The 25,164-nt window shown below is 65.1% G+C and carries 29 protein-coding genes; 5 read left to right on the top strand and 24 right to left on the bottom strand.

Annotation, left to right across the window (positions count from 1 at the left end; genetic code table 11):
- The 24 genes from EDC31_RS11735 to EDC31_RS11620 form a co-directional block, all read right to left on the bottom strand.
- The gene (locus EDC31_RS11735) at window positions 1-1,194 is read right to left on the bottom strand and encodes a TrbI/VirB10 family protein (protein ID WP_042060618.1); all 1,194 of its coding nucleotides are present in this window, start codon (window positions 1,192-1,194) and stop codon (window positions 1-3) included.
- The gene (trbG, locus tag EDC31_RS11730; RefSeq protein ID WP_042060587.1) at window positions 1,191-2,240 is read right to left on the bottom strand and encodes a P-type conjugative transfer protein TrbG; all 1,050 of its coding nucleotides are present in this window, start codon (window positions 2,238-2,240) and stop codon (window positions 1,191-1,193) included. Before trbG ends, EDC31_RS11735 begins: the two co-directional genes overlap by 4 nt.
- Window positions 2,237-2,920, bottom strand: coding sequence for a conjugal transfer protein TrbF (gene trbF / locus EDC31_RS11725; protein WP_042060584.1), 684 nt, complete (start codon window positions 2,918-2,920; stop codon window positions 2,237-2,239). The genes trbG and trbF overlap by 4 nt, the downstream gene beginning before the upstream one ends.
- Window positions 2,920-4,254, bottom strand: a complete 1,335-nt coding sequence (trbL, locus tag EDC31_RS11720; RefSeq protein ID WP_132127069.1) for a P-type conjugative transfer protein TrbL — start codon at window positions 4,252-4,254, stop codon at window positions 2,920-2,922. Before trbL ends, trbF begins: the two co-directional genes overlap by 1 nt.
- A gap of 3 nt (window positions 4,255-4,257) precedes the next feature.
- Window positions 4,258-4,527 (bottom strand): putative entry exclusion protein TrbK-alt, encoded by a 270-nt coding sequence (gene trbK-alt, locus EDC31_RS11715; RefSeq protein WP_042059732.1) that lies wholly within the window; start codon window positions 4,525-4,527, stop codon window positions 4,258-4,260.
- A gap of 8 nt (window positions 4,528-4,535) precedes the next feature.
- Window positions 4,536-5,294 (bottom strand): P-type conjugative transfer protein TrbJ, encoded by a 759-nt coding sequence (trbJ, locus tag EDC31_RS11710; protein WP_042059730.1) that lies wholly within the window; start codon window positions 5,292-5,294, stop codon window positions 4,536-4,538.
- The gene (gene trbE, locus EDC31_RS11705) at window positions 5,291-7,729 is read right to left on the bottom strand and encodes a conjugal transfer protein TrbE (RefSeq protein WP_042059727.1); all 2,439 of its coding nucleotides are present in this window, start codon (window positions 7,727-7,729) and stop codon (window positions 5,291-5,293) included. The genes trbJ and trbE overlap by 4 nt, the downstream gene beginning before the upstream one ends.
- 10 nt (window positions 7,730-7,739) lie before the next feature.
- The gene (locus EDC31_RS11700) at window positions 7,740-8,015 is read right to left on the bottom strand and encodes a VirB3 family type IV secretion system protein (protein WP_042059725.1); all 276 of its coding nucleotides are present in this window, start codon (window positions 8,013-8,015) and stop codon (window positions 7,740-7,742) included.
- Complete coding sequence (locus EDC31_RS11695; protein ID WP_042059721.1) at window positions 8,015-8,347, bottom strand: TrbC/VirB2 family protein; 333 nt, start codon at window positions 8,345-8,347, stop codon at window positions 8,015-8,017. The genes EDC31_RS11700 and EDC31_RS11695 overlap by 1 nt, the downstream gene beginning before the upstream one ends.
- Window positions 8,344-9,324: a P-type conjugative transfer ATPase TrbB gene (gene trbB, locus EDC31_RS11690; protein ID WP_042059719.1), complete on the bottom strand. Its 981-nt coding sequence runs from the start codon at window positions 9,322-9,324 to the stop codon at window positions 8,344-8,346. The genes EDC31_RS11695 and trbB overlap by 4 nt, the downstream gene beginning before the upstream one ends.
- A gap of 171 nt (window positions 9,325-9,495) precedes the next feature.
- Window positions 9,496-9,918: a ribbon-helix-helix protein, CopG family gene (locus tag EDC31_RS11685; protein ID WP_132127068.1), complete on the bottom strand. Its 423-nt coding sequence runs from the start codon at window positions 9,916-9,918 to the stop codon at window positions 9,496-9,498.
- Between the two features lie 10 nt (window positions 9,919-9,928).
- Window positions 9,929-11,914, bottom strand: coding sequence for a conjugal transfer protein TraG (locus EDC31_RS11680; RefSeq protein WP_042059746.1), 1,986 nt, complete (start codon window positions 11,912-11,914; stop codon window positions 9,929-9,931).
- 28 nt (window positions 11,915-11,942) lie between these two features.
- Window positions 11,943-13,682, bottom strand: coding sequence for a relaxase/mobilization nuclease domain-containing protein (locus tag EDC31_RS11675; RefSeq protein WP_042059744.1), 1,740 nt, complete (start codon window positions 13,680-13,682; stop codon window positions 11,943-11,945).
- A 232-nt stretch (window positions 13,683-13,914) separates the two neighbouring features.
- The gene (locus tag EDC31_RS11670; RefSeq protein ID WP_042059715.1) at window positions 13,915-14,664 is read right to left on the bottom strand and encodes a lytic transglycosylase domain-containing protein; all 750 of its coding nucleotides are present in this window, start codon (window positions 14,662-14,664) and stop codon (window positions 13,915-13,917) included.
- On the bottom strand, window positions 14,634-15,203 hold the full coding sequence (locus EDC31_RS11665; RefSeq protein ID WP_042059713.1) for a S26 family signal peptidase: 570 nt from the start codon (window positions 15,201-15,203) through the stop codon (window positions 14,634-14,636). Before EDC31_RS11665 ends, EDC31_RS11670 begins: the two co-directional genes overlap by 31 nt.
- Window positions 15,200-15,721 (bottom strand): DUF2840 domain-containing protein, encoded by a 522-nt coding sequence (locus tag EDC31_RS11660; protein ID WP_042059712.1) that lies wholly within the window; start codon window positions 15,719-15,721, stop codon window positions 15,200-15,202. The genes EDC31_RS11665 and EDC31_RS11660 overlap by 4 nt, the downstream gene beginning before the upstream one ends.
- 262 nt (window positions 15,722-15,983) lie before the next feature.
- A complete protein-coding gene (locus EDC31_RS11655) occupies window positions 15,984-16,868 on the bottom strand; it encodes a replication initiator protein A (protein ID WP_042059710.1) in 885 nt (294 codons plus the stop codon).
- 11 nt (window positions 16,869-16,879) lie between these two features.
- Entirely contained in the window at window positions 16,880-17,143 is a 264-nt protein-coding gene (locus tag EDC31_RS11650; protein ID WP_042059707.1) for a helix-turn-helix transcriptional regulator, read from the bottom strand.
- A gap of 137 nt (window positions 17,144-17,280) precedes the next feature.
- The gene (locus tag EDC31_RS11645) at window positions 17,281-17,646 is read right to left on the bottom strand and encodes a DUF2285 domain-containing protein (RefSeq protein WP_204366670.1); all 366 of its coding nucleotides are present in this window, start codon (window positions 17,644-17,646) and stop codon (window positions 17,281-17,283) included.
- 70 nt (window positions 17,647-17,716) lie between these two features.
- On the bottom strand, window positions 17,717-18,028 hold the full coding sequence (locus EDC31_RS11640; protein ID WP_052511985.1) for a transcriptional regulator domain-containing protein: 312 nt from the start codon (window positions 18,026-18,028) through the stop codon (window positions 17,717-17,719).
- A gap of 121 nt (window positions 18,029-18,149) precedes the next feature.
- Window positions 18,150-18,413 (bottom strand): DNA -binding domain-containing protein, encoded by a 264-nt coding sequence (locus EDC31_RS11635; protein ID WP_042059740.1) that lies wholly within the window; start codon window positions 18,411-18,413, stop codon window positions 18,150-18,152.
- A 117-nt stretch (window positions 18,414-18,530) separates the two neighbouring features.
- A complete protein-coding gene (locus EDC31_RS11630; RefSeq protein ID WP_042059702.1) occupies window positions 18,531-18,791 on the bottom strand; it encodes a helix-turn-helix domain-containing protein in 261 nt (86 codons plus the stop codon).
- Between the two features lie 231 nt (window positions 18,792-19,022).
- On the bottom strand, window positions 19,023-19,451 hold the full coding sequence (locus tag EDC31_RS11625; protein WP_042059700.1) for a hypothetical protein: 429 nt from the start codon (window positions 19,449-19,451) through the stop codon (window positions 19,023-19,025).
- Window positions 19,452-19,480: 29 nt separating this feature from the next.
- Entirely contained in the window at window positions 19,481-20,143 is a 663-nt protein-coding gene (locus EDC31_RS11620; RefSeq protein ID WP_042059697.1) for a DNA methyltransferase, read from the bottom strand.
- A gap of 310 nt (window positions 20,144-20,453) precedes the next feature.
- On the opposite strand from EDC31_RS11620, the gene EDC31_RS11615 reads away from it, so the two are divergent.
- From EDC31_RS11615 to EDC31_RS11595, 5 genes are all read left to right on the top strand, one after another.
- Window positions 20,454-21,506, top strand: coding sequence for a Fic family protein (locus tag EDC31_RS11615; RefSeq protein ID WP_042059695.1), 1,053 nt, complete (start codon window positions 20,454-20,456; stop codon window positions 21,504-21,506).
- Between the two features lie 150 nt (window positions 21,507-21,656).
- Entirely contained in the window at window positions 21,657-21,920 is a 264-nt protein-coding gene (locus tag EDC31_RS11610) for a hypothetical protein (protein WP_042059692.1), read from the top strand.
- Window positions 21,921-21,941: 21 nt separating this feature from the next.
- Entirely contained in the window at window positions 21,942-23,621 is a 1,680-nt protein-coding gene (locus EDC31_RS11605) for a recombinase family protein (RefSeq protein WP_042059690.1), read from the top strand.
- Between the two features lie 660 nt (window positions 23,622-24,281).
- On the top strand, window positions 24,282-24,554 hold the full coding sequence (locus tag EDC31_RS18530; protein ID WP_081797657.1) for a helix-turn-helix domain-containing protein: 273 nt from the start codon (window positions 24,282-24,284) through the stop codon (window positions 24,552-24,554).
- A gap of 31 nt (window positions 24,555-24,585) precedes the next feature.
- Window positions 24,586-25,068 (top strand): hypothetical protein, encoded by a 483-nt coding sequence (locus tag EDC31_RS11595; RefSeq protein WP_042059687.1) that lies wholly within the window; start codon window positions 24,586-24,588, stop codon window positions 25,066-25,068.
- Window positions 25,069-25,164 lie beyond the last annotated feature (96 nt).

Raw genomic sequence — 25,164 nt, 5'->3', positions numbered from 1 at the left:
TCAGTCTCCGTAGGGTTCGAGCACGAGATCGTGGGTGACGATCACGCGGACGGGGAATCCGGGCCGGATGGTCAACGTCGGCACGATGTTGAGCTGGCGGCCGACGATCTGCTGTCCGATCTGGCTGGTGCTGTTGGACGCGCCCTGTTGCAGCGCGCGGGCGATGTCGCTCTCGTTGCCGGAATAGCCGGCTTCAGAGCCGACGCTGAGGATCGTGGAGAGCAATGCCGCCTTGAACAGCTCGCCCCAATGGTAATCGACGCCATCCTGAAGGCCGGCATAGCCCTCGGTGTCCGCGCCCGGCTGGCGCTCGAGAACGATCGAGCGCCCGTTCGGGAAGATCAGCCGGTTCCAGACAAGCAGCACGCGGCTCTGCCCGAAACCGACATTGTTGTCGTATTGACCGACGATCCGCGTGCCCTGCGGAATAAGGAGGATACGTCCGGTCGGGCTGTCATAGACGTTCTCCGTCACCTGGGCCGTGATCTGGCCGGTGAGATCGGAACGGATGCCGGTGATCATCGCGGCAGGAATCACCGCGCCGGCCTGAAGGATGTTCGGTGAGGCCGGCGCCTGGATGCGATCGGGCGCCACCGTCTTGCGGTCGGCATCAGCATTGAGGAAAGCGGTCTGCTTATCCTGAGCCGTGGGGCTTGTGGCCGGCGGCACGAGTCCGAGATTGGCGAGCGTGGGCGCCGGCTGGGGGTTGGGCACGGGACTCGCGCCCGCCGTCGCGGTGCGTCCCTCGGCGCCGGAGAAGAGCTTGCTGGTTCGCGCGGCCTCGATCTCCTGAAGCCGCCGCTGTTCTTCGGCGCTCGGGCCGGGATTCGGGACGGGCGTTGGCGCGGCTTGGCCCCGGTTCTGTGCGCTGAGGATCGGCCGGCCGAGATCGCCGGGAAGCGGCGGACCAAGCTGCGGCACGCCCGTATAATCGTGCGGCAGGCCCGCGAGACCGTTCGCCGTCGCGCGGTTGTCGGTCGAATAGAGCTCCTGTCCCTGCTTGTTGCCATTGTGGGTCTGGAGCGCGTAGATCAGCGCGCCGCCGATGCCGACGCTGGCGACAAGCCCGATCCCCGCGAGCGCCTTGCGCGACAGGCGGGTGACGCGCGGCGCCTCGCCGCGAAGCCGCATCGGGGCGGCGGTGTCGCCGGCCGGGGCGGGTTCTTGCCCGTCATGGGGGTCGGCTTCGCTCACCACGCCGGCCTCCCATCGGTGCGGACGATCCGCACGCGCTTCTCGGCGTTCTTGTCGCCGAAGCGAAGTTCGGCGGCAGCGAACAGCCGATCGACGATCATGTAGTTGTCACGGACGCGGTAGTTCACCAGCTCGGAGGTCTTGCCGGACGGGCCGATGACGAACAGCGGCGGCATCTCGCCCTGGGCGATGCCGGTCGGAAACTCGATATAGACCTGCCGCCCGTCGTCGAAGGCGCGCAGCGGTCGCCAGGGCGCAGGGTCGCCATCGATCGAATAGCGGAAATTGATGTGGGCGAGATCGACGCCCGTGGCGACGGGCTGCGCGGCCTGAGCCGCCGCGTTCTGCTGGCGCAGCGCGATGAGCTGGTCCTGGGGGTATTGCCAGGAAACCGACGCCATGTAGGTCTTCTCGTCGGCGCGCAGCTCCATGTGATAGGTGCGCCGGTCGGTGTTGATGATGAGGTTCGTCACCAGCTCGGGGCGCGTCGGCTTCACGAGGATGTGGACCTGGGCGGTCGCGCCGGCCCCGCTCTGCGTATCGCCGATGATCCAGCGCACGGTGTCGCCGGCCGCGACCGGGCCAGAGCCGACGAGCTGCTCGCCCGGCTGGAGCGCGATGTCGGTGATCTCGCCTACGGCGCAATAGACCTGATAGAGCGCGCCATCGGCGAAAGGATAGACCTGCATGGCGTTGATGAAGCCGTCGCGCACCGGCTGCACGCGCGCGGCGGCGTTGGCCTGGCTGACGCGGGCGGCGGGATCGGCCGGCTCCGGCGGCAACTTGCTCCGCTCGATCGGCTTCAACTGGCCGGGCAGCGGCAGTGGCTTCGGCAATTCGACGATCTTTACCGGCGATGGAGTGTCAGGGGTGAGGACGGCGGGCGTTGCATTGTCGTAGGAGATCTCTGGCGGCTTGAATGTCGTCGCGCAGCCGGCGAGCGCCGTCGTGGCGCAGAAGATGAGCGGCACCGCGCCTGTGCGAAGGCGCGGATATGCGATTGCGAGCAAAGCCGGGTTTCCGGCTTTACGGAAAGACGGCTTCATTGCCCAAGCTCCCGTGACCAGTTGATGGCGTTGACGTAGATTCCGAGGGGGTTCTTCCGCAGCGTGTCGGCGTCGCTCGGGGTCTGGACGACGACGGTGAGGATCGCGGTCCAGCGTCCGGTGTCGGCGAGCGCGCCGTCCTGATAACGGCGTTCGACCCATTCCACGCGGAAGGAGCTGGGCGATGCGCGGATGACGCTGGAAACATCCACCGCGATCTGCTGCCGGCCGACCTTGGCGAAAGGATCGTTCGCGCGAGCATATTCGTTGAGCGCGACGGCACCGGCCGATGTCGTGAAATCATAGGCGCGCAGCCAGTCGTGGCGAACGACCACCGGGTCGTCGGAGATGCTGCGGACTTCCTCGATGAAGCGCGCCAGATACCAGGCGATCTGTGGGTCGCTCGGCGTGTAGCCGGCCTGCGCGGGCGCCACGGCTTGCGCCTGGCCGAGCCGATCGACCTGCACGACCCAGGGAACGACGGTGCCGCGTGCCGTTTCCCATACGAGCGCGGCGGCGAAGCCGGCCGAGAGCGCGAGCGAGCCGAACGCCATGAAGCGCCAGTTGCGGGCCTGCACGCGGGCCGAGCCGATGCGGTCATCCCAGGCTTGCGCGGCGCGCTGATAGGGCGTCTCAGGCTCGGGTGCTTTGCCATAATGCGCGGCGGGTCGTTTGAACATCAGCGGTCGCCTTCGGAAAGGTTGACGGAAGAACCGCCGCCATGTCCGTCACCGGAACGGACGGCGTGTGCGGCGGTCTGGACGCCATGCGTCATTTGCTGGGAGCGCTTCATGCGCTTCGCCCAGGCGGGCACGCCGCCGGCAGCGGAAGCATCGGCCGCCTCGGCTTCGCCGCCGACCGTTCCCTCCGTGGAGGTGCCGCCAGTCGCCTCGAAGGCAGATTTGGCGCCTTCGGCGAAGCTCGATTTCATGCTGGCCGCCGCACGGCGCAGCGGCGACGTGGCGGCGCCGAAACCGGCGCGAGCGACACCGCCAAGGCCGGAGGCGACGCCGGCCGCGCCCGACTGACCCGCTGCGCCGAGGCTGTAAGCGGTCGAGACGCCGCCCGCCAGGGAAGCGCCGCCTCGTGCAGCGGCGGCTGCGCCACCGGCAAGGGCCGCACCACCGGATGCTGCCGCGCCGACTGCGGCGACACCGGCCGCGACCGTGCCGCCGGCCGCGAGGCCGACGCCCACGGCGGCGCCCGCGCCGAGCTGCGGGCCGCCGGAAATGAGGCCGTTGGCGATGCCGGGTCCGAAGATTCCCAAACCGAGCAGCGACAACGCCGCGAGCACGATCGCCATCGCGTCGTCGATGCTGGGCGGCGTGGCGCTCGCCGTGGTGAATTGCGAGAACAGCGTCGAGCCGATCCCGACAATGACGGCGAGCACCAGCACCTTGATGCCGGAGCTGATGACGTTGCCGAGCACGCGCTCGGCCATGAAGGCGGACTTGCCGAACAGGCCGAAGGGAATGAGGACGAAGCCCGCAAGCGTGCTCAGCTTGAATTCGATGAGCGTCACGAAGAGCTGGATCGCGAGGATGAAGAAGGCGAGCAGCACCATCACCCAGGCGAAGAACATGCAGGCGATCTGGATGAAGTTCTCGAAGAAGGACCAATAGCCCATCAGATTCGAGATGGAGGCGAGCAGCGGTCGGCCGGCGTCGAGCCCGACCTGCGCGACGCGGCCTGGCCGGAGGAAGTCGGCGGCCGAGAGGCTCGATCCGGCCGCTTTCAGGCCGAGACCGGAGAAGGACTCGAAGATGATGCGGGCAAGGTCGTTCCAGTTGCCGATCAGGTAGGCGAAGACGCCGACGAACAGGGTCTTCTTGACCAGGCGCGCGAGGATGTCGTCATCCGCGCCCCACGACCAGAACAGCGCCGCGAGCGTCACATCGATGACGATCAGCGTCGTCGCGATGAACGCCACCTCGGGTTTGAGCAGGCCGAACCCGCTGTCGATATAGGTGGTGAAGGTGTTGAGGAACTGGTCGATGACCCCGGTGCCGTGCATGATCTATCGCGCCTCCGACGTGGCCGGCGTCAGGAACCGACGACGGTTTTCCGCCCATGCGCGGAGACAAGCGGGATCGTGCTCGCCGGCTTCGCCGAGAAGCTGACAACGGGTCAGCTCGGCGCCCAGCGGATCGGCGGCAGGCGCGACGACGGGCGGGACGCTCGTGTCGATCGGCGCCGGCTCCTTGCGGGTCATGTCGATCACGGTCGCGGTGATGGCGAGCGCGACGAAGACAACGGCGCCGAGCCGGGCGAGGATTTTCCCGTCCATCGCGCGCCTCAGTTGCCGTGGAACATCTGGACGTTGCCCGGCTGGTAGCCGACGCCGGGCGTGAGGAAGGTCTGGCGCTGGACGCGGCCCTGATCCGCCGCCGTCGCGCGCTCGGCCTGGATCAACGCTTCGGCTCGGCCGTTCGCGGCGAGGACGGCGGTGATGTCGGCGAGCTGCTGCGCCTGGAGCGCGAGAAGCTGATTGCCGGCCTGTGTGGCCTGAAGCGCGCCGGTCGCACCCTGGCTCTGGCCGATCAGGGCGGATGTCTGCGTGCGGTTGGTGTCGAGGTTGCCCACGACGGTCGCCTGCACGCGCATCGCGTCCTGCAGGCCGTTGACGCTGTTCTGCCAGCGGTTTTGCGCGTCGGTCACGAGCTGCTGGCTCGATGCTGTCAGCGACACCTTGCCGTAGGTGGTCTGGAACGCCTGGTCGATCTGCTGGACGTTGAAGGCGATGCCCTGCGCCTGACTGAGAAGCTGTTGCGTCCGGGTGATCGACTGCTGGAGCTGCTGGAGCGAGGAATATGGCAGGCTGGCGAGATTGCGCGCCTGGTTGACGAGCATCTGCGCTTCGTTCTGAAGCGAGGTGATTTGGTTGTTGACCTGCTGGAGCGCTCGCGCCGCCGTCAGCAGGTTCTGGGCATAGTTCGAGGGATCATAGACGATCCATTGCGCGGCAGCCGGCGTCGCCAACATAGGCGACAGCGCGGCGGGAACGGCGGCGATGGACACGGCGAGCAAGGCCGCGCGCGAGCGACGAACGATCATGACGGTGACTCCAGATTAGTGAGGTTGGGGATAAGGTCGGCAGCCCAATCAACCTGCCGGTGACGCAACCAGGCGGCGAGGAATCCGCCACGGCCATGCTCAGCAAGGATGCGCGCGATGTCGGTCTGGTCGGTCTTCGACGATGCGGCGCATAGCGCCAGCGCCACGTCCGACAGCCCCAGCTCGAACAGGCGATTGCCCCTGCGGCTCTGGCAGTAGTAATCGCGCTTGGGCATGGCGCGCGCGATGATCTCGATCTGCCGGTCGTTGAGGCCGAACTGCTGATAGATGCGGGTGATCTGCGGTTCGATCGCCCGCTCGTTCGGAAGCAGGATGCGGGTTTGGCAACTCTCGATGATCGCGGGTGCGATCGGGCTGCCCTCGATGTCGGACAGGCTCTGCGTGGCAAAGACGACGCTCGCGTTCTTTTTGCGCAAGGTCTTCAACCATTCACGAAGCTGCCCGGCGAAACCCTCGTCGTCGAGCGCCAGCCAGCCCTCATCGATGATGAGCAACGTGGGCGAGCCGTCGAGTCGATCGTCGATACGGTGGAACAGATAGGCCAGCACGGCGGGCGCCGCGCCGGTCCCGACCAGGCCCTCGATCTCGAACGCCTGGACGGACGCCTGACCGAGATGTTCGTCTTCGGCGTCGAGCAGCCGCCCATAAGGGCCGCCGACGCAATAGGGCCGGAGCGCCTGCTTCAAGTCGTTCGACTGGAGCAGGACGGTGAAGCCGGTGATGGTGCGTTCGCCGGTCGGCGCGCTGGCGAGCGAGGTCAACGCCGTCCAGACATGCTCTTTCACCTCTGGCGTGATCGTCAGGCCCTCGCGCGTGAGGATCGCCACGATCCAGTCGGCCGCCCAGGCACGCTCATAGGTGTCATGGATGCGTGCGAGCGGCTGGAGCGATACCGAGGAGTCCGCGCCCTCGGTCAGCCCGCCGCCGAGATCGTGCCAGTCGCCGCCCATCGCCAGCGCGGCGGCGCGGATCGAGCCGCCGAAGTCAAAGGCGAAGACCTGGGAGCGGCGATAGCGGCGAAACTGGACCGCCATGAGCGCAAGCAGCACCGACTTGCCCGCCCCGGTCGGGCCGACGACGAGCGTGTGCCCGACATCGCCGACATGAAGGGAAAACCGGAACGGGGTCGAACCCTCGGCCTTGCCGTAGAGCAAAGGGGGTTCACCGAGATGCTCGTCCCGTTCCGGCCCCGCCCACACCGCCGAGAGCGGGATCATGTGGGCGAGATTGAGTGTCGAGACCGGCGGCTGCCGGACATTGGCGTAAACATGGCCCGGCAGGCTGCCGAGCCAGGCATCGGCTGCGTTGACGGTCTCGGGCATAGCGGTGAAGTCGCGGCCTTGGACGACCTTCTCGACCATCCGCAGCTTCTCGTCCGCGACGCGCGGGTCGTCGTCCCATACGGTGACGGTCGCGGTGACATAGGCTTGCCCGGCATAGTCGGCGCCCAATTCTTGAAGCGCGAGATCGGCGTCGGCGGCCTTGTTCGACGCATCGGTATCGACCAGCACTGACGCCTCGTTGGTCATTACCTCCTTCAGGATTGCGGCGATCGACTTGCGCTTGGCGAACCATTGCCGCCTGATCTTGGTGAGCAGCCGGATCGCATCGATCTTGTCGAGCAGGATCGCCCGCGTGCTCCAGCGATAGGGAAAGGCGAGCCGGTTGAGATCGTCGAGCAGGCCCGGCGTCGTTACGGTCGGGAAGCCAACGATGGTGAGGATGCGCAGATGCGCGCTGCCGAGGCGCGGTTCGAGTCCGCCCGTGAAGGGCTGGTCGGCGAGCAGCGCGTCGAGATACATCGGCGTCTCGGGGACGCGCACGCGCTGCCGGTTGGTCGAGATCGTCGAGTGCAGATAGGTCAGCGTCTCGGCGTCGTCGAGCCAGCGGCATTCCGGCATGAAGGCTTCGACGAGCTGGAGGATGCGGCCTGTGCGGTCGGTAAAGCCGTGCAGAACCTCATGGGCATCGACGCCCTGCGATGCCTTGCCCTCGTAAAGCCAGCTTTCGGCGCGGGCCGCCTCCTCGGCCGGCGGCAGATAGGTGAAGGTCAGGAAATAGCGCGACTCGAAATGCGAGCCTTCTTCCTCGAAGTCGGCCTTGCGCTCGGCATCGACCAGGGCGGACGCGGCATCGGGGAAGCGGCTCGCGGGATAGGCGCCGACGCCTTCGCGCTGCGCCTCCACGAAGATCGCCCAGCCGGAGCCGAGGCGGCGGAACGCATTGTTGAGGCGGCCGGCGACGGCGATCAGCTCGGCCGCGACGGCGCTGTCGAGATCGGGGCCGCGAAACCGTCCCGTCTTTTGCAGCGAACCATCCTTGTTGAGCACGACGCCCTCACCGACAAGGGCGGCCCAGGGTAGGAAGTCCGCGAGGCGAGCCGAGGCGCGGCGATATTCGGCGAGGTTCATCATGGCCGTGCCCTCAGACCGACAGGTGGCTGGGGACGCGCAGATCCCGGCGCACGACATCGACGAATTGCGGATCGCGCTTGGCGGCCCACACCGCCGCGAAATGCCCGATCGCGCCGATGCCGATCCCGACCAGCCAGAGGCGCAGGCCGAGGCCCAGCGCCGCGGCGATCGTGCCGTTCAGGATGGCGACCGAGCGCGGGGCGCCGCCGAGCAGGATGTGCTCGGTCAGCGCCCGATGCACCGGCACGGTGAAGCCAGGAATGGTCTCGTCGAGCGCGCCGGCCATCACACCAGCGCCCCGCCGCCGAACGAGAAGAACGAGAGGAAGAAGGAGCTGGCGGCGAACGCGATCGACAGACCGAAAACGATCTGGATCAACCGGCGAAAGCCGCCGCTCGTGTCTCCGAACGCGAGCGTCAGGCCCGTGACGATGATGATGATGACCGCGACAACCTTCGCCACCGGCCCTTCGATCGACTGCTCGATCTGCTGGAGCGGCTGTTCCCACGGCATGGACGAGCCAGAAGCGTAAGCGGCCGGCGCGAGCATGATGCTGAGAGCGAAGGCGGATGCTGCGGTCGCAATCCTGCGGCGCAGAGGGGACAGACGGTAGATCATGCGGATTCTCCTGGCGGGGTTGGGATTGCGGGGATGACGCGGTAGTCGCCATCGGCGCCGAGACCTTCGACGCGGGCGAGTTCGGCGAGGCGGCGTGAGGCGCCACGGCCGGCGAGGACCGCCACGAGGTCGATGGTCTCCGCGATCAGCGCGCGCGGGACCGTGACGACGGCCTCCTGAATGAGTTGTTCGAGACGGCGCAGCGCGCCGATGGCGCTGCCGGCGTGGATTGTGCCGATGCCGCCGGGATGGCCGGTGCCCCAGGCTTTCAGGAGGTCGAGGGCTTCGGCGCCGCGCACCTCCCCAATCGGGATACGGTCAGGCCGCAAGCGAAGCGACGAGCGGACGAGATCGGAGAGCGTGGCGACGCCATCCTTGGTCCGCATGGCGACGAGGTTGGGCGCGGCGCATTGCAGTTCGCGCGTGTCCTCGATGATGACGACGCGATCGCCCGTCGTCGCCACCTCCGCCAGCAGGGCATTGGTGAGCGTGGTCTTGCCGGTAGATGTGCCGCCCGCGACAAGGATGTTGGCGCGGGACGTGACGGCGCGGCGGAGGATATTGGATTGCTCCGCCGACATGATGCCGGCCGCGACGTAATCCAGCAGGGTGAACACAGCGACAGCAGGCTTGCGGATGGCGAAGGCCGCCGCCGCGACGACAGGCGGCAGCAAGCCCTCGAACCGCTCTCCGGTGCCCGGCAGCTCGGCCGAGACGCGGGGGCTGCCGGCATGAACCTCGGCGCCGACATGGTGCGCGACCAGGCGGATGATGCGTTCGCCATCGGCCGGCGACAGTCGCTCGCCGGTGTCGGCAAGCCCCTCGGAAAGCCGGTCGATCCAGAGCCGCCCATCGGGGTTGAGCATCACCTCGACGACGCTGGCGTCTTCCAGAAACCGGGCGATGGCGGGGCCGAGGGCTGTGCGCAACATGCGCGCCCCCCGGTTCATCGCCTCCGCATTCTGGTGAAAAACCATCTCGTCCCCGTTCCTTGTCTGGGACCGCGCGAGAACGGCCCTGGATCGGGGATGAGTAGAAAAGGCAGGAAATGGGGCGAGGCAACAACCGGAATGTGGTCGGCGTAGTGTAGCGTAGAAAAACAGGCTGTAGGTGGAATCGACCGATACTTGAGATCGCCACCGGGACTTCTATTCGGGCACGGGCACTCTCGATATGTCCTCGGAAATTTCCTGGTGCAGCTTCGGCCCTTTGGCGAGTCGGCGGCCGAGCGCATTGACGAAGGCGTCGTATCGCTCGCCGACCTTGGCGCGTGCGGCGGCCTGCGCCGGTTCCGGCAAGGGCGGGTTCGTGGTCAGCCAGAATCGCACGAAGACGGCGAGCGTTTCGACGGCGATGCCGAGATCGCGTTCCATCCGTGTCATGCGCCGGTCGAGCTGATCGAGACGCTTGGCGGTCGCCGCCTCTTGCCGCTCGGCGGCGTCGGGCGACAGGAAGGAGGCGATGGCGGCCTCGGCGATTAGCGAGCGCGATTGGTCACGGCGGGCGGCATAGTCCGCAAGCGATTTCATCACGTCGCGGTCGAGATAGACGGAGAGGCGCTGTTTCTTCATCGGCCCCGCCTCACATATCCAGGCCATCGCCGCGATCGAGCGACGCCTGGCGCGCGACGCCCTGCATGATGTCGCGCATCCGACCGATGCGAGCCGCGTCGTCCGGCTCGTCGTCGTCGAGGTCGGCCGCAAACTCGTTGTCGATCGGCTCCTTCTTCTCGACGGTCTTCGCCTCATTCAGCTCGGGCTGCCGGCGGTGCTCCGATCCGGTCGGATCATCGTCGTCCTGCTGCGGCGTCGGATCGGCGGCAGGCAATTCCGGCGCAGGCGGCAGGGCGAGCGCGCTCCAGTCGTCGGGCCGTGGCGTGTCTAATCGAGTTGGCGACGGCGGTGGCAGGATGCGTTCCTGAAATCGCGGGTCTTCATAATAGCGCGCCTTCTTCGCCCGGATCGGCGGCGTGCCCGCCACCATGACGATCTCGTCGGCAGACGGGAGCTGCATCACCTCGCCAGGGGTGAGCAGCGGGCGGGCGGTTTCCGATCGGGAGACCATGAGATGCCCGAGCCAGGGCGACAGCCGGCTGCCGGCGTAGTTTTTCATCGCCTTCATCTCGGTCGCGGTGCCGAGGGCGTCGGAGACACGCTTGGCCGTGCGCTCGTCGTTCGTCGCAAAGCTGACGCGCACATGGCAGTTGTCGAGGATCGAATTGTTCGGCCCGTATGCCTTCTCGATCTGGTTCAGCGACTGCGCGATCAAGAAGGACTTGATCCCGTATCCCGCCATGAACGCCAACGCCGACTCGAAGAAGTCGAGCCGGCCCAGCGCCGGAAACTCGTCGAGCATGAGAAGTAGGCGATGGCGTCCAGCCTTCGCCTGCAAGTCCTCGGTGAGCCTGCGCCCGATTTGGTTGAGGAGAAGCCGGATCAGCGGCTTCGTCCTGTTGATGTCGCTGGGCGGCACGACGAGATAGAGCGTCGTCGGTCGGCCGCCGCCGACAAGATCGGCGATCCGCCAGTCGCAGCGGCGCGTCACCTCGGCGACGATGGGATCGCGATAGAGGCCGAGGAACGACATGGCGGTGCTGAGGACGCCGCTCCGCTCGTTGTCGGATTTGTTGAGCAGCTCGCGCGCGGCCGAGGCGACGACGGGATGCACGCCGGCCTCGCCGAGATGGGCGGTCTGCATCATCGCCGCCAGCGTGGACTCGATCGGGCGCTTCGGGTCCGACAGGAAAGCGGCCACGCCCGCCAGCGTCTTGTCTTCCCCGGCATAGAGGACGTGGAGGATCGCGCCGACGAGCAGCGCGTGGCTGGTCTTCTCCCAATGGTTCCGCTTCTCAAGGCTCCCTTCTGGATCGACGAGGATGTCGGCGATATTCTGGACATCGCGCACCTCCCATTCGCCGCGCCGCACCTCCAGCAACGGATTGTAGGCGGCGGACTTCCGGTTGGTCGGATCGAACAGCAGCACGCGGCCGTGCCGTGAGCGGAAACCGGCGGTGAGCTGCCAGTTCTCACCCTTGATGTCATGCACGATGGCGCTGCCCGGCCAAGTGAGCAGCGAGGGGATCACGAGGCCCACGCCCTTGCCGCTTCTCGTCGGGGCGAAGCACAGCACATGCTCCGGGCCGTCATGACGCAGATAGGCGCGCTCCATCTTGCCGAGCACGACGCCATCCGGCCCGAGCAGGCCGGCATCCTTCACCTCGTCGGGCCGTGCCCAGCGGGCCGAGCCGTAGGTCTCGACGTTCTTCGCCTCACGTGCCCGCCATACCGACATGGCGATAGCGGCGGCGGCTGAGAGGAAGCCGCCCGACGCCGCAATATAGGCGCCGTGAACGAAGATCGACGGGGCATAGGCGTCGTAGAAATACCACCACCAGAAGAAGGCCGGCGGGTAATAGACCGGCATCCCGAGCAGCCGGAACCACGGCGCTCCAAGCTGGGGCTGAAAACTGAGTTGCCAGGCCGTCCATTGCGTCGCGCCCCAGGTCGTGAACAGCACGATCAGTGAAACGACGATGATCGGACCCCAAAGGATTTTCGTGGCGGGCATGACGATGAGTCCTTTCTTGGGTGCCGGGCTACAGGCCGAGCCCGCGCTTGCGGCCGAAGCCCCAATCGATTCCGCCGTCGCCGCGCGCGACGCCGGAGACATGGCGACCGAGCTGTTTTTCGAGCGAGGGAGTCCAAGGCACGAGCTGGAAGCCCAAGCCGTCGTCGATCATGGCGAAGCGGCCCGAGCTGAGCGCGAAGCGGCGGCTGTAGGTGCCGGCGACATATTCACCAGCGGCGGATTTGGTGAACGAGCGCCCGGTCCTGGCGGCGAGTTTCTCGCCCAGCGCTTCCACCTCCCGGCGGCGCAAGGTGTCGATCAGGTTGCGTCTGAAGATCACGCTGCGGCCGTGCCGCTCGGCGAAGCCCTGTTCGATCAGGCGCTCGGCGCGGCGATCCATCGCCCCGCGCACCTCGGCGCCGAATCCTGCTTCGCCAAGTGCTGCCGGTTCGCGCGCGATGGCCTGCCGGTCGAGCCAGGTGGCGCCCGATGCCGTGACCTGCGCCTCGATATCGAGGTCGGAGCGAATGGCGAGCGCGACCCGCCGCCGGCCCTGCGAGTCGTCGAACTTGCGCAACTCGACGATCGACCCCGGCGCGCTGTCGCCGGCCGCATTGAGATCGGGAAACTTGATGTGATGGGTGCGGCCGTCCACGCCATCGACCACGGCGTAGGCCGTGCCCTTCAGCTCGTCGTCGAGGCCGCGATCGACCAGCCGGCCGACGATGGGACCGTCCAGGCTCTCGCCCACCAGCACATAGCTCGCCGCGCCGCGCTCGATGCCGCGTTCGGTCAGACCGCGATGGATGCGCTTGATAATGTCGCCACGTTCACCCAGCTCGCGCAGCGTTGCCTCGGCCTTCTCCGACAGCACCCATTGGCCGGGACCAACCTGATCGGCAAGGCCGAGGGATTCGAGCTTGCGCAGCCGGCCGATCTTGGCAGCATGAAACTCGTCGGGCTGTCGGTCTGGATGCGGCGCCATGTCGATGACGCGGGTTCGATAGCAGTCGCGCGCAAGCTGGCGGTCGAGATTGGTCCAGCGTTCGGCCTCGACCTGGCGCTCGATCGCGTGACGAATCTCGTGATCGGTGCGCGGGCCGAGTTCCTGGGTGATGAGATCACGCGCGCGGTCGCGCATTCCTTCCTTGATATAGTCGCGCGCGATGACGAGGTTCTCGCCGTCGTCTCGGACGCCCCGCACGATCAGATGGACATGGGGATGCTCGGTGTTCCAGTGCGCGATGCCGACCCATTCGAGCCGCGTGTCGAGATCCTTTTCCATCTGGCCGATCAGATCGCGGGTGAAGCTCTTGAGGTCCGACATCTCCGCCGCGTCGTCGGGCGAGACGATGAAGCGGAAATGATGGCGGTCGTCCTCGCACCGACCGGCGAAGCCGCGCGCGTCGGCGTCATCCGTTTCTGGCCCGAACAACCGGGCCTTCTCCCCGTCGCGGGTGACGCCCTCGCGGCGGAGATAATCGAGATGGGTGGCGAGCGGCGCGCTGCGTCCGCTGTTGCGGACGACACGGGCCTTCACGACGGCGCCGCGCGAGCGCGAAGTGATGAGCCGGTTGGCTTGCACGGACGCGCGCTGGCCCCGGCCGAAGCGAGAGCGATGGCTGGAACCGACTGTGCCTTTCCGCGAGATCGTTCCGCCGGCCCGTTGCGCGGCGGCGAGCGCCTGGGCGATGAACGGCCGGGCCTGCTGCGCGCGGGTCGAGCGGATGCGGCCGGGCCGGATGCGGAAATCGTCCTCGCCGGTCATGGCCGAGACCGCGCACATCGCACAAAGTCACGGAAATCCTTGAGGTAGCGGCATGGCCGCAGGCCGCGCCGCTCCGGCGCACATCGCGGAATCGCCGCGCAAGTCCTTGAAAAACCACAACCGCAAACAGCCGCACATCGCGGCCCTTTATCCTGCCATCGGCCGGTTGTGGGTTCTGCCTCCCTCCACAGCACGCTATTCCACGCCAAAGCGCGATTCATGCGGATGGCGCTCATTGGGGCTTCCCTGCGTCGGAGTGTGGCACGAACAGGCTGTCTCGCGGCTGCTCGTCGGCGGTGGTGTCGCGCTGCGACGGCGCCGCTGGAGTATTCCCGGAATGCGCGGGAGCTGCGGCGAACGTGCGATCGGCGCGCACGAAAAACAACGGTGCGCGTGTCCATGACAGCGGGTCGGCAGCAACGGCGATGACCGGATCGGTGATCTTCCCGCCGCCGACAGTCGGGGCGAGCGCTATGAGATAGGCGCGCGTTTCGGCGGGCAGCGGCCGTCCCGTCGCCAGATATTCGTCGTAGCGGCGGGGACCGGCATTGTAGGCGGCGAGGAAGCCCGGCGCCCCATAGCGATCATGCAACTCGCGGAGATATGCTGTGCCCGCCAGAATGTTGTCGTGCGGATCGTAAGGGTTGTTGCCGAGATGATAGCGGATGCGCAGGCCCGCCCATGTATCGGGCATGATCTGCATCAAACCCATTGCTCCGGCCGGCGAGATCGCGCGCACCGCATCGGCGCTCTCGGCGCGCATGACGGCGCGTATCCACGCAATGGGGATGCCAAAACGTTGCGATGCTTCGGCGATAAAGCCCGCATGAGCATTGCCCGTCTGCTCGCGCGTCGCCGGCGCGTTCTGCGCAATCGCGGCAATCGGATAGGCGGCAGCAAACGTCAGGCCGGAAAGAAGAAGGATGGCGGAGGGGCGACGGAAATACATGGTCAGTTCCTCCCGTCGCGCGAGGTCTGCCATGTCGATGCACGCCACTCGAACCGACCGTTTCCTCCCTCGTCGGTCCACAGTGGAATTGCGCGGCCGATGATTCTGTTGGCTGCGATCGGCCCGAAATAGCGGCTGTCCAGGCTGTCGCGGACCTGCCAGTTCATGAGGAAAACCTGGCCGGGAACGATGCGGCGGCAACCCTGCCAGACAGGCAGCGGGCGGCCGAGACGATCTTGTTTCAGCGCGTCGCCCATCGCTACGCCATCGACGGTGACGGCAAGGCCGGTGCGGCAAACCTTCTGGCCGGGCAGCGCCACGATGCGCTTCATCAGCGCGACGCCATGCGGAAGATAGCGACGCTCCGCCAGGAAATCGGCGAGCGGCTCCGGCGGATCGACCGCGACCAGTTCGGTAACGTCGAGATGGCGCGCGGGTCGTATGGCGTAGAGTCCGATCGGCACGCTGGCCGAGGCGTTCCAGATGAGTCTCGGGGTGACGTGAACGAGCGACAGGGCGCCGATACCGACCACCACGAAATACGTCGCCATGACGTAGCCGAAGCGGGTCATTTGCCGGTCTCCCGGCGCAGCAGCCAGGCGCTATGCTGGGTGCGGCTGTAGGCGCGCGGTTCGTGCCCGGCGGTCAGCCGGTTGTGGATGTGTCGCCAGTGTTCCGGCGCGATCTCGGCCGGGTCGATGTCCAACGCTTCGATCCCGTCGATCACCTTCAGCACCCGCTCGACCTTCGGCCATCCGTCGAGCCGCAACAGGATGTCGCCGCCGGGTCGCACGAACGGGAGGGTCTGACAGGGTTCGCCCGCGCCGACCGCGCGCACGATGTCGATGCGCGAGACGATCGTGCCGAAGTCGTTGGACGCCCATCGGACGAAGGCGAAGATGGCGCCGGGCCGGAACGAGACGACGCGGCGGCGACGATCGAGAATCTGTTCGTGCGCCTCCCGGCCGAACCTGATCCAGTGCTCGATCTTCTTCTTCACCCAGGTCAGTTCGACATGGGTGAGCATGTCGGTGGGAAGCGCGGTCGGCGTCGGGCCACCGCGCGGCGGGTGGGCCGCGCTGCCGGTCATGGCGTTTCTCCTTTGGGGGATCGGGATTTGTGCGCGAGCGGTTCGCGCTGCATGTCGGCGGCGGTGGCCTCGCGAGAGTTATCCGCAACGGTGCGAAACGCCCGGTGCGTTAGAAGAATTACGAAGTAATTCTGGTTAGAAGAGTTACGGCCGCTGCAACGCACTGAATCGGAAAGTGGAATCGACGAATCCGGTCCCCGATAGCACGAGGATCGCGTCCCCGATGGCACGATAGGGACGGTCCCCGATGGGACGAGGCGATTCACAGCTTATCCTCAGGGCGGGTGCCGGCCCGGAGCCGATACGGCGCGCGCGGGAATGGCAGCGAAGCGACCGGTGCGAAGGAAAGGCGCTCGGCGCTGTTGGTCGGCTGCTCTATGGTGAGGCGGTAGCCCGGCAGCGGTTGCCGACGAACGATCTCCCGCAGGTCGTAGGCGAAATGCTTGAGTGGTGAGAGGCTGCCCGACTTGGCATGGAGATGGCCGAGATCGAAGCTCCAGCCATATTCCTGGCGACCGCCGTGCTTGCGCACAAGGCGGTAAAGCCAGCGTTCGAGTCCGCCGGTCAGGCTGAAATAGGCGCGGTCGATGGTCAGCACGAGCGCGTCGTCGAGCACGGCCGCGTAGAACCAGTCCGGCAGGATCAGCTCCAGGCCGAGCGGACGGCCGCGATGGTTGGCGCGCTCCTGCCATTCATTGATCCATGAGAAGCGGTGCAGCCGCCGTTCGGTCGCCTGCCGGATCGACGTAGCGATGGTGGTGGATTGCAGACGGTCGAGCGCCGCCTTCAGGCGGTCATAGTCGCGCAAGCCGACGCCACGCCCGATGAAGGTCAGTATCTCGTAGGGCGTCGCCGCCATGAGGCGCGAGGGCCGTAGCCCGGCGTCGCGCGCCTCGACGATCTGTGAGGCGGCCCAAATCAGAACGTCCGCATCCCATATCGTCGCCATGCCGTGCTCGGGCACGGCTTCCACGCGGATCAGGATGGCGCCGGCCTTGAAGGCGATCGGCGCGAGGCGGCGGGACTTGGCGAGCGAAAAGAACGGATAGGCCATCAAGTCCTGTGCGTCGCGCGGCGCGAGATCGCCGGGCAGCGCATGGAACAGGTCGAGCTGATCGCGCTCGCTGATCGGACGGCGGAAGGACATAGCGCGGCCGGTCAGCGCGTTGCAGCGCGCGTGTCGGAGCGGGGCTTGGCCGGCAAGATGCGGCCGGGATCGGCGGTCGAGGTCTGCGCGCCCTGGCTGGCCCAGGTGCGCAAGTCGTCGATGGAATAGACGACACGACCGCCGAGCTTCAGATAGGTCGGGCCGGTGCCGTAGCAGCGATGCTTCTCAAGCGTGCGATAGGATAATCCGAGAAAACGCGCAGCTTCTGGCGTGCAAAGGTAGCGTGGCGGAATAACGGTAGTCGTAGCGGACATTGGAGGGCCTCCGTGTGCTTGCCGGATGCCGCCGGATACTGTGGAGCGGCAGGGGACACGGTGGCGCGTGAGGGGTGGTTCTCACGATGTCGAAGTTATCGCGCTAAAATCGACACCATCGACCATGCCTGGTCTGGCTATGATCTGCGGGGACGGCGGAGCAGCATCCGATAGCCGCCTCGCACCAGCTTCGTCCCGTCACGCGCGAGTCGGATCACGGTTTCCCGAACGGGATTACCAACCCAGGACGCGGCTTCGATGTGATGCTGTGGAAACATCACCTCCGCGATCGCGCGGTAGGTTTCGCCTTCGTCGCGCGCGTCCACGACGCGAAGCATTCGGCGAAGGCGTTGCCGGCGCTGCGGTGTAATACGGTCGTTCGGCGGCGCAGGCCGATGTTTCAGAACGGTCCAAAAACGGATCACGGCCTCCGCTCGGTCGGGCGTGTCGTCATCGAGCAGGACCACGGTGGCGAGCGGCGCGCCTTTCCCCAGCTCCGACACGGCAAGCAGGGAGAAGATCGTATCGCCGGATTCCGCTACCGATCGGGACAGCGCCTCGCGGTGCGACGCCTCAGTGATGATCGGGTTTTCGGCCGGGAACGGGGACGGCAGCAGGAGGATCGTCGCCGGATCTGCCAGGGGATTCCAGAGGCTCGTGCCGCGCCGTGCTGCCGTCTCGGGATTCAGCGCGAAATCGCATCCCCCAACGGTCGGCGAGGTCGGCAGCAGCGGCAGCCTCGATCCGGCCGCGCCGCGTCACCCGCGCATATTCCTTTCGATAGTCGCGGTTGCGCCTCAGAAACTCCCACGCGAGCGCGGCGGGATCGAGATCGTCGATGTAGTCGTAGGCGGATTCGTGCCGCCATTGTCCTTTGCCGGGCATGGTATCCTCCCCAGCTCTCATCATGGCGTGAGCAGCAAGGGAGTGATGATCGCGGCTTGGCAGCTTTTCTGGAATAAGATTGCAAACAGAAGGTGATGCGCACGGCGCATCGCGTTTTACGTCAATGGTGGCTTGCGCGGATCAGGGCATCGTATCCGTTGGCGGTCATCCAGTGCGCCCGCGCGAGATGATTGGCGTGGACCCGCTCGGCACGATCAGGGTCTTTGCGGGGATCGAGTCCGAAGATCACGCGCACAACTTCTTGCCATTCCACGCCCTCGGTCTCCGCGTCGAGCAAGCGCAAATAGGTGGCGAAGTGGCGGCGATCATAGTCGGTGATCGCCTCGCTGGCCGGCGGCGCGTCGGAGAAGCCGGGCTTGTCCATGTTGCGCGCCCTCATGCCATGCGCGTCCTGACGCTCATGCACGATAGATGCCGATGATGTCGGCGATATGAGCGAAGTCGATTGCGCCGATGCGCGAGCAGCATCACGCGATGGCCACTACCGGCTTCTCTCCCGACGAGGCTGGGGGCTGCGTTGGACAAGCATGACTCCTTCGCCCTGGTCGGACGACAGGAGGACGACGCCATTATCTTCCAAGGCTCGGCGAATCTGATCCCGCGTCGATTCATGCACCTTGAGGTCGTTCTGCGACTCCAGGCGCTTGAGCGCGGTCAGCGATACCAGGGCCTTGTCAGCGAGCGTCTCCTGTGACCAGCCAAGCAACGCGCGAGCGGCCCGCGTCTGTCGGGCGGTGATCATGCATGACCACCTCCTACGGACGACGGCGCACGCGCCATGAAAACGACTAAAATAGTCGTCTTCGGCCGATTTGGCGAGAGAAGAAGAGCAGCTAGGTGATGACTATTGCCTTGGGGAAGTGAAACTGATTCGGTCGTTGGCGCGAGCGGGGCGAAGCCCGGCGAGCCGCGCCGGCAGGTTGCATTGCGGATAGTTGGGACAACGGTTGGCGGGAAGCGCGCCTTTGCTGACTCAGCGGGCTACCTGCGGGGAGCGCCCGGCCGCTGGCGCGGCTAGTCTCATCAACGCGGAGATACCGACGACCAGCCCGCCGATGACGCAGAAGATTTGCCGCCAGATTTCGGACGGCACGGCATCGCGGGCGATTCCGTGGATCAGGGCATAGCCGGCAATCGCGGCCGGAATGGCAAAAACCAACGCCACAATGAGGCGGAGGATCGGCGGACGCAATGTCTCGAACAGGAATACCAGCAAACCGAACGCGACGGCCCCTGCGATGAGGCCGACGATGCCGGCGCCGATCAGGCCGGAGCCGGTGTGATAGGCGAAGCGCGCCGCCGCCAGGCCGAGCATGAATGGGAGCGCGTAGGTCGCCAGGGTGTAGGCGGCGATGCAGAGAAGCACGATCGCCGCAACGCCCATCAACATCACAGCGACCATACTTTCCTCCTTTCCTGTCGGCGGCCCTTTCAGGCCGCCTCATGGAGCGACTGCAACCGCCGGCTGGCTGTCGCATGATGCAACTCGTCCAGCTCGACGCCGAGCCACTCGCGGCCGAGCTGTTGGGCTGCCTCCAATGTCGAACCCGATCCGCAAAACGGGTCAAGCACAAGATCGCCCGGCCGGGTGAAACATTCGATCAAGGGCAGCAACGCCGGCACGGGCTTCTGCGTCGGATGCAACCTGTTTCCAGTATAGGCGAAGTCGATCACGTCGGGAATTGGATTGGCGGGCGGCGTAACTTCACCCTTCGCTAGAAGATAGGCTTGCTCATGCTCGTAACGGAGAAAGCGCGATGACGACGCATATTGCTTGCGAAAGACAAGATGGCCGACAACGCGGAAACCCGCCGAACGCCATGCGTCCATGAACAAATCCACCTTGTTCCAGCCGTAGAAGCTGACGCAGAACCCGCCTGGTTTCAGGATACGGTGCATCTGGTTGAACGCGGGGCGAAGCCAACCGGCGTTATCGTCATTGGCGACGGTGCGACCGTCCCGTCCGCGATAGTGGGTGATGTAGGGTGGATCGGTCAGGATGAAGTCAACCGATCCCCGCTCGAAGCGCCGCATGGTGTCGATGCAATCGCCCTGGAAGATCGTGTTGCGGGGCGTCCTGGTCTGAATGGTCATGGCTTGCTTCCTTGTCGCTGGGTTCGCAGCGCCGCGCGCTGCAACCCTGCCTCGTGGCGAACAGCGGGTGTGCAAGCGGAGTGGGTGCCTTCGCGGGGAACCGGCTGCACGGAGACGCAGCGAAGCGGAGGCGGAGGAAGCTGGGCGGAAGGCACTCCGCAGCGCGCCGAGGGCGGCGCCCTAAGCCCTACCTCATCAAATTCCGGCTGGGCTTTGCCTCGGCCGTCTGCTCGAAAATAGATGCAAATGGTTGGACATTTGGTTTTCGCCATGCCACAAGTATTTGGATGGAAATGGATGGTTCAATGGCATGACGCTCAACACCGCCACGCTCCGCATTACGCCGGAAGTCCTCTCGCTGATCGCGGAGATCGACGAGTTCAAGGGGGCTTGGCGGGCGATCGGCCGGATCGCGCCGGAGCGTCTGTCCAGCCTGCGCCGCGTCGCCACGATCGAGAGCATCGGTTCCTCAACCCGCATCGAAGGCGCCCGGCTCAGCGACCGTGAAGTCGAAAAGCTGCTGGTGAACATCCGCCTCGGCTCCTTCGACACACGCGATGAACAGGAGGTCGCCGGCTATGCCGAGGTGATGGAGACGATCTTCAACGCCTATGATGCGATTCCCCTGACGGAGAACCATATCCGCCAGTTTCACCGCGATCTGCTGGTCCATTCGTCGAAGGATGAGCGGCATCGCGGCTCCTATAAGACGCTCGCCAATCACGTCGAAGCCTTCGACGAGGACGGCACGAGTCTCGGCGTGGTGTTCGAGACGGCCACGCCGTTCGACACGCCGCGCAGTATGGCCGAGCTGGTCGAATGGGTCGCCGAGCGGGAGAAGGACAGGAGCCTCCACCCGCTGCTGGTCGTTGCGGTGTTCGTCGTGGTGTTTCTGGAGATCCATCCCTTTCAGGACGGCAACGGCCGGCTGTCGCGCGTCCTGACCACGCTCATGCTGCTACGCGCGGGCTATGCCTATGTGCCCTACAGTTCGCTGGAGAGCGTGATCGAGCAGAGCAAGGAAGGCTATTACCTGTCTCTGCGTCGGACGCAGGGCACGATCCGCACGGCTGAGCCGGACTGGAATCCCTGGCTGGAGTTTTTCCTGCGCGCCTTGCAGCGGCAGAAGCAGCGCCTCGAAAAGAAGATGGAGCGCGAGCGCATCATGCTTGCCGACATGCCTGAATTGTCGGTGCTGATCCTTGAGCTGGTGCGTGAGCATGGCCGGATCACGGTGGCGGAGGCGGCGCGAGTGAGCGGCGCCAGCCGGCACACCATCAAGGACCATCTGAAAGCACTCGTCGCGCAAGGGCATCTGACCTTGCACGGCGGCGGCCGGGGAGCGTGGTATGGCCTCGTTTGATCGTCTCATGCTCTGTCGCGACGCCACCCGCGCTAACCTGCGGCACGCCACAGTAACCTGCGGCCTGTCTTTCTATCCCCCGCTACGCGGAAAGCTGTGGCGTAGTATTCGGTCGTTCAATCGGCGGCGTTTGCGCGCGATTCTGCGTGAATGTCTCGACACAAGAAAAGCCCCGACGATCACAGGCGTTCGGATGCTTCGCCCGACGATCCGTGCGCCCCGGCCTTCGACTATGGCCTTCCGGCGCCACCGGCCCGCCGGGATCGTCGCCGCCGCGATGTCGATGCCGATCTCGCGGACTGGAACGTCACCGACGACTGGCCGGAGCATATCCCCGTCAGCGAGGCCGAGGTCGATCTGTTCGAGAGGTGGTTCGGCGACTTCTTCGACGAACTGTTCGGGACCAGGCAATGACGAAATAAGGAGACTGCTGCCATGACCGTGCCGCTGCGCGCCGCCCTCTATCTGCGCGTCTCGACGGCGCGGCAGGCCGAGCATGATGTCTCCATCCCCGACCAGCGCAAGCAGGGCGAAGCCTATTGCGCCGCGCGCGGCTATCAGCTCGTCGAAACCTACGTCGAGCCGGGCGCCTCGGCGACGAACGATCGCCGACCGGAATTCCAGCGGATGATCGAGGCGGGCGCGTCGAAGCCCGCGCCCTTCGACGTGGTGGTCGTTCACTCGTTCAGCCGCTTTTTCCGCGATGCCTTCGATATGGAGTTCTACGTCCGCAAGCTGGCGAAGAACGGCGTCAGGCTGCTGTCGATCACCCAAGAGATCGGCGATGATCCGATCCATCAGATGATGCGGCAGATCATGGCGCTGTTCGACGAGTATCAGTCGAAGGAAAACGCCAAGCACGTCCTGCGGGCGCAGAAGGAGAATGCCCGGCAAGGCTTCTGGAACGGCTCGCTGCCGCCGATCGGCTATAGAGTCGTCGCAGCCGAGACGCGCGGCGCCAAGGTCAAGAAGAAGCTGGAGATCGATCCGCTGCACGCCGACACGGTGCGGCTGATCTATCGGCTGGCGCTGGATGGCGACGGTGGCTCCGGCCCGATGGGCGTCAAGAACATCGTGAGCCATCTGAACCGTAACCGCATCTTCACTCGCGATGGTGGGCGGTGGGGGATCGGCCAGCTTTATCGCATCCTGACGCGGCGAACCTACATCGGCGAGCACGAGTTCAACAAACGCTCCAAGTCCAAGGAGTTAAAGCCGCAGAGCGAGGTGGTCACGGTCGAGGTGCCGCCGCTGATCGACCAGGCGACGTTCGATGCGGTGCAGGCGCATCTCAAGGCGCGCAACCCGAAGGTGGCGCCGCCGCGCGTCGTCAACGGCCCGACGCTGCTCACCGGCATCTGCTTCTGCGGCCATTGCAATGGCGCCATGACCATCCGCACCGGCAAGAGCGGGCGCTATCGCTACTATGCCTGTTCGATCAAAGCCCGACAGGGCGAGACCGGCTGCGTGGGTCAGGCGATCCCGATGGACAAGCTGGACACGCTGGTCGCCGGCTACATCGAGGATCGGCTGCTGGCGCCCGAACGGCTGGAGGAAGTATTGGCCTCCGTCATCGACCGCCGCCAGAACCATGCCGAGCGGCGGCGTGAGCATATCTCCGAGTTGAACAAGCGGGCGGCCGAGGCCGAGCTGCGCTTGAAGCGGCTCTATGACGCGATCGAGGCGGGCGTGGCCGATCTGGACGATCCGGCGCTCAAGGACCGCATCACCGGCCTCAAGGCGACTCGGGACCAGGCCCAGGCCGATGCCCTACGGGCGCAAACCATGCTTGAAAGCGCGACGCACCAGGCCGTCACGCCGCAGATGCTTCGCCAGTTCGCCGACACCGCCCGGAAGCGGATGCACCTCGACGGGGGCGGCTACCGCCGCGACCACCTCCGGCTGCTCGCCCAGCGGGTCGAGGTCGAGGACAAGGAGGTCCGCATCATGGGGTCCAAGAGCAATCTGCTCCGAACCTTGGTGGCGATCTCTAGCTCTGGCGTAAAATCGGATAGCCTGGGCGTGCCCAGTTTTGTTCCGAAGTGGCGGAGGGGATGGGATTCGAACCCACGGTACGGCTTGACACCGTACAACGGTTTAGCAAACCAAAAATAGCCCCCTTTCCGATCAATGACTTATCCTATCATGTTGTTGATTTGAAACGATATTTTTTGCACCAAGCTGCACCAAGATGGACTGAACTGCCCCTGCCTAGCAGGTCGATTGTCGCAAATTGTCGCAAGATTCCATCTCAGATGTTCATTTTCCGTTCTTCTAAAAAACGATAGCATCACACAGATGTTACTGACGACATCTAGCTGCACCTAACTGCTCCTAGCGGCACTAGAGACGCACCTAACTGCATCCACCATCCAATTTTACCCGGCCACCAGCCCTCCAGGGTAACGAGAAGCCGGTTTATGAATTTTATTTCACAAACCGAGCCGCCTACAGATCGCCTGGAATGGGTGAAATTCCATTCGATTTGATGCCGCGCGGGTGCCTTCACCCTTTCGACATAAAATCTGGTTAGTTGATTGTTTCTATTGCCGTTTTTCGAAATGCGTTGATGGGATGCAAAAAGAGCGCAACAAGGAAAGCGTCAAGCCTGAAGCATATTTAAACTATAAGATGAGCCACTTTTGTATCATCAGATGAACAGCATATGTCGTTTACTTTTATTTCTGGTTTACGCCATCATGACCTCAGGTATCGCATGCTGCATGTGTAAGCATCAACCTGCACCAATAACTCTAAACTGGATCGGAGTGAGACATGACTCTCAACGCTAGTGACTCATGCCAGCTTCTGACTCAGGAGCAGGCAGCGGATATTCTTCAAATCTCGCCCTCCACTCTTCAGCATCTGCGTGTAAGCGGACGAAAGGGGCGCGCTGGCCCGCCCTGGATCAAGATGGGGAAGTCTGTCCGTTATCGCCGCTCTGACCTCGACGCCTGGATCGAGAAGCAGGTCGTTCGTCCCAGCGCATCAACCCCGAAGATCGGACGCCCTCGCAAAACGGAGCGGGCCAGCGCAGCGGCAGCCTGAAAGTGAGTGATCCCAGAAAGGAACGATCCCCATGAACAACGATTTCATTCTTCTCACCGACCGGGCGAAGCCCTCCCCTGACGCTCTCGGACGGCTGATCGGTGTCGCCGTTGCGTCCGGCCTCCAGTTGCCGCCATCTCGATCTGACGAAAATCCGATCTGGTGGCTCGATTTTTTGCCCGAGCACGAAATCATCGAGTTGATTCTGGCGACCGGCGGCGGAATGTGGCGCATCGATATCAGCCGCATCGACGACGATGATAATGACACGATCAATGGCCTGATCGACGCTCTCTCGGTCATGTGCGCTGATGAATTCTGCAAGCTGCATCCTGATCTGGCCCGGCGCCGAGATGCACACTCTATAGCAGAGGGGATGATTCGTGATGTCGTCATGAGAGCCTGGGTCTGTGAGTGCGGCCCACGCGCCTGGAAGCCGAACATTACTCTATCGAAGCTGATCCGCGCCGCACGAGAAATCTACCCTGATGTCAGGTCTGTTCTCGCCGCCTGAGCGGATGCCCCTAAAAAGAAAACGCTGACCCATCTCCGCCAAAGAGATAGACCAGCGCCCGAAGAACAAACCCAGAAATACACGCAAACGCATATC

Source organism: Acidomonas methanolica (assembly GCF_004346035.1).
Classification (GTDB): domain Bacteria; phylum Pseudomonadota; class Alphaproteobacteria; order Acetobacterales; family Acetobacteraceae; genus Acidomonas; species Acidomonas methanolica.
The sequence above is the reverse complement of the archived record's forward strand: the minus strand, read 5'-3'. Positions and strand labels throughout refer to the sequence as shown.

Excerpts from the sequence above, each read along its gene's own strand:
- trbG (WP_042060587.1), bottom strand. The coding sequence starts at position 2,240 with ATGAAGCCGTCTTTCCGTAAAGCCGGAAACCCGGCTTTGCTCGCAATC.
- trbF (WP_042060584.1), bottom strand. The coding sequence starts at position 2,920 with ATGTTCAAACGACCCGCCGCGCATTATGGCAAAGCACCCGAGCCTGAG.
- trbL (WP_132127069.1), bottom strand. The coding sequence starts at position 4,254 with ATGCACGGCACCGGGGTCATCGACCAGTTCCTCAACACCTTCACCACC.
- trbK-alt (WP_042059732.1), bottom strand. The coding sequence starts at position 4,527 with ATGGACGGGAAAATCCTCGCCCGGCTCGGCGCCGTTGTCTTCGTCGCG.
- trbJ (WP_042059730.1), bottom strand. The coding sequence starts at position 5,294 with ATGATCGTTCGTCGCTCGCGCGCGGCCTTGCTCGCCGTGTCCATCGCC.
- trbE (WP_042059727.1), bottom strand. The coding sequence starts at position 7,729 with ATGATGAACCTCGCCGAATATCGCCGCGCCTCGGCTCGCCTCGCGGAC.
- EDC31_RS11700 (WP_042059725.1), bottom strand. The coding sequence starts at position 8,015 with ATGGCCGGCGCGCTCGACGAGACCATTCCTGGCTTCACCGTGCCGGTG.
- EDC31_RS11695 (WP_042059721.1), bottom strand. The coding sequence starts at position 8,347 with ATGATCTACCGTCTGTCCCCTCTGCGCCGCAGGATTGCGACCGCAGCA.
- trbB (WP_042059719.1), bottom strand. The coding sequence starts at position 9,324 with ATGGTTTTTCACCAGAATGCGGAGGCGATGAACCGGGGGGCGCGCATG.
- EDC31_RS11685 (WP_132127068.1), bottom strand. The coding sequence starts at position 9,918 with ATGAAGAAACAGCGCCTCTCCGTCTATCTCGACCGCGACGTGATGAAA.
- EDC31_RS11680 (WP_042059746.1), bottom strand. The coding sequence starts at position 11,914 with ATGCCCGCCACGAAAATCCTTTGGGGTCCGATCATCGTCGTTTCACTG.
- EDC31_RS11675 (WP_042059744.1), bottom strand. The coding sequence starts at position 13,682 with ATGACCGGCGAGGACGATTTCCGCATCCGGCCCGGCCGCATCCGCTCG.
- EDC31_RS11670 (WP_042059715.1), bottom strand. The coding sequence starts at position 14,664 with ATGGCAGACCTCGCGCGACGGGAGGAACTGACCATGTATTTCCGTCGC.
- EDC31_RS11665 (WP_042059713.1), bottom strand. The coding sequence starts at position 15,203 with ATGACCCGCTTCGGCTACGTCATGGCGACGTATTTCGTGGTGGTCGGT.
- EDC31_RS11660 (WP_042059712.1), bottom strand. The coding sequence starts at position 15,721 with ATGACCGGCAGCGCGGCCCACCCGCCGCGCGGTGGCCCGACGCCGACC.
- EDC31_RS11655 (WP_042059710.1), bottom strand. The coding sequence starts at position 16,868 with ATGTCCTTCCGCCGTCCGATCAGCGAGCGCGATCAGCTCGACCTGTTC.
- EDC31_RS11650 (WP_042059707.1), bottom strand. The coding sequence starts at position 17,143 with ATGTCCGCTACGACTACCGTTATTCCGCCACGCTACCTTTGCACGCCA.
- EDC31_RS11640 (WP_052511985.1), bottom strand. The coding sequence starts at position 18,028 with ATGCCCGGCAAAGGACAATGGCGGCACGAATCCGCCTACGACTACATC.
- EDC31_RS11635 (WP_042059740.1), bottom strand. The coding sequence starts at position 18,413 with ATGGACAAGCCCGGCTTCTCCGACGCGCCGCCGGCCAGCGAGGCGATC.
- EDC31_RS11630 (WP_042059702.1), bottom strand. The coding sequence starts at position 18,791 with ATGATCACCGCCCGACAGACGCGGGCCGCTCGCGCGTTGCTTGGCTGG.
- EDC31_RS11625 (WP_042059700.1), bottom strand. The coding sequence starts at position 19,451 with ATGGTCGCTGTGATGTTGATGGGCGTTGCGGCGATCGTGCTTCTCTGC.
- EDC31_RS11620 (WP_042059697.1), bottom strand. The coding sequence starts at position 20,143 with ATGACCATTCAGACCAGGACGCCCCGCAACACGATCTTCCAGGGCGAT.
- EDC31_RS11615 (WP_042059695.1), top strand. The coding sequence starts at position 20,454 with ATGACGCTCAACACCGCCACGCTCCGCATTACGCCGGAAGTCCTCTCG.
- EDC31_RS11610 (WP_042059692.1), top strand. The coding sequence starts at position 21,657 with ATGTCTCGACACAAGAAAAGCCCCGACGATCACAGGCGTTCGGATGCT.
- EDC31_RS11605 (WP_042059690.1), top strand. The coding sequence starts at position 21,942 with ATGACCGTGCCGCTGCGCGCCGCCCTCTATCTGCGCGTCTCGACGGCG.
- EDC31_RS18530 (WP_081797657.1), top strand. The coding sequence starts at position 24,282 with ATGACTCTCAACGCTAGTGACTCATGCCAGCTTCTGACTCAGGAGCAG.
- EDC31_RS11595 (WP_042059687.1), top strand. The coding sequence starts at position 24,586 with ATGAACAACGATTTCATTCTTCTCACCGACCGGGCGAAGCCCTCCCCT.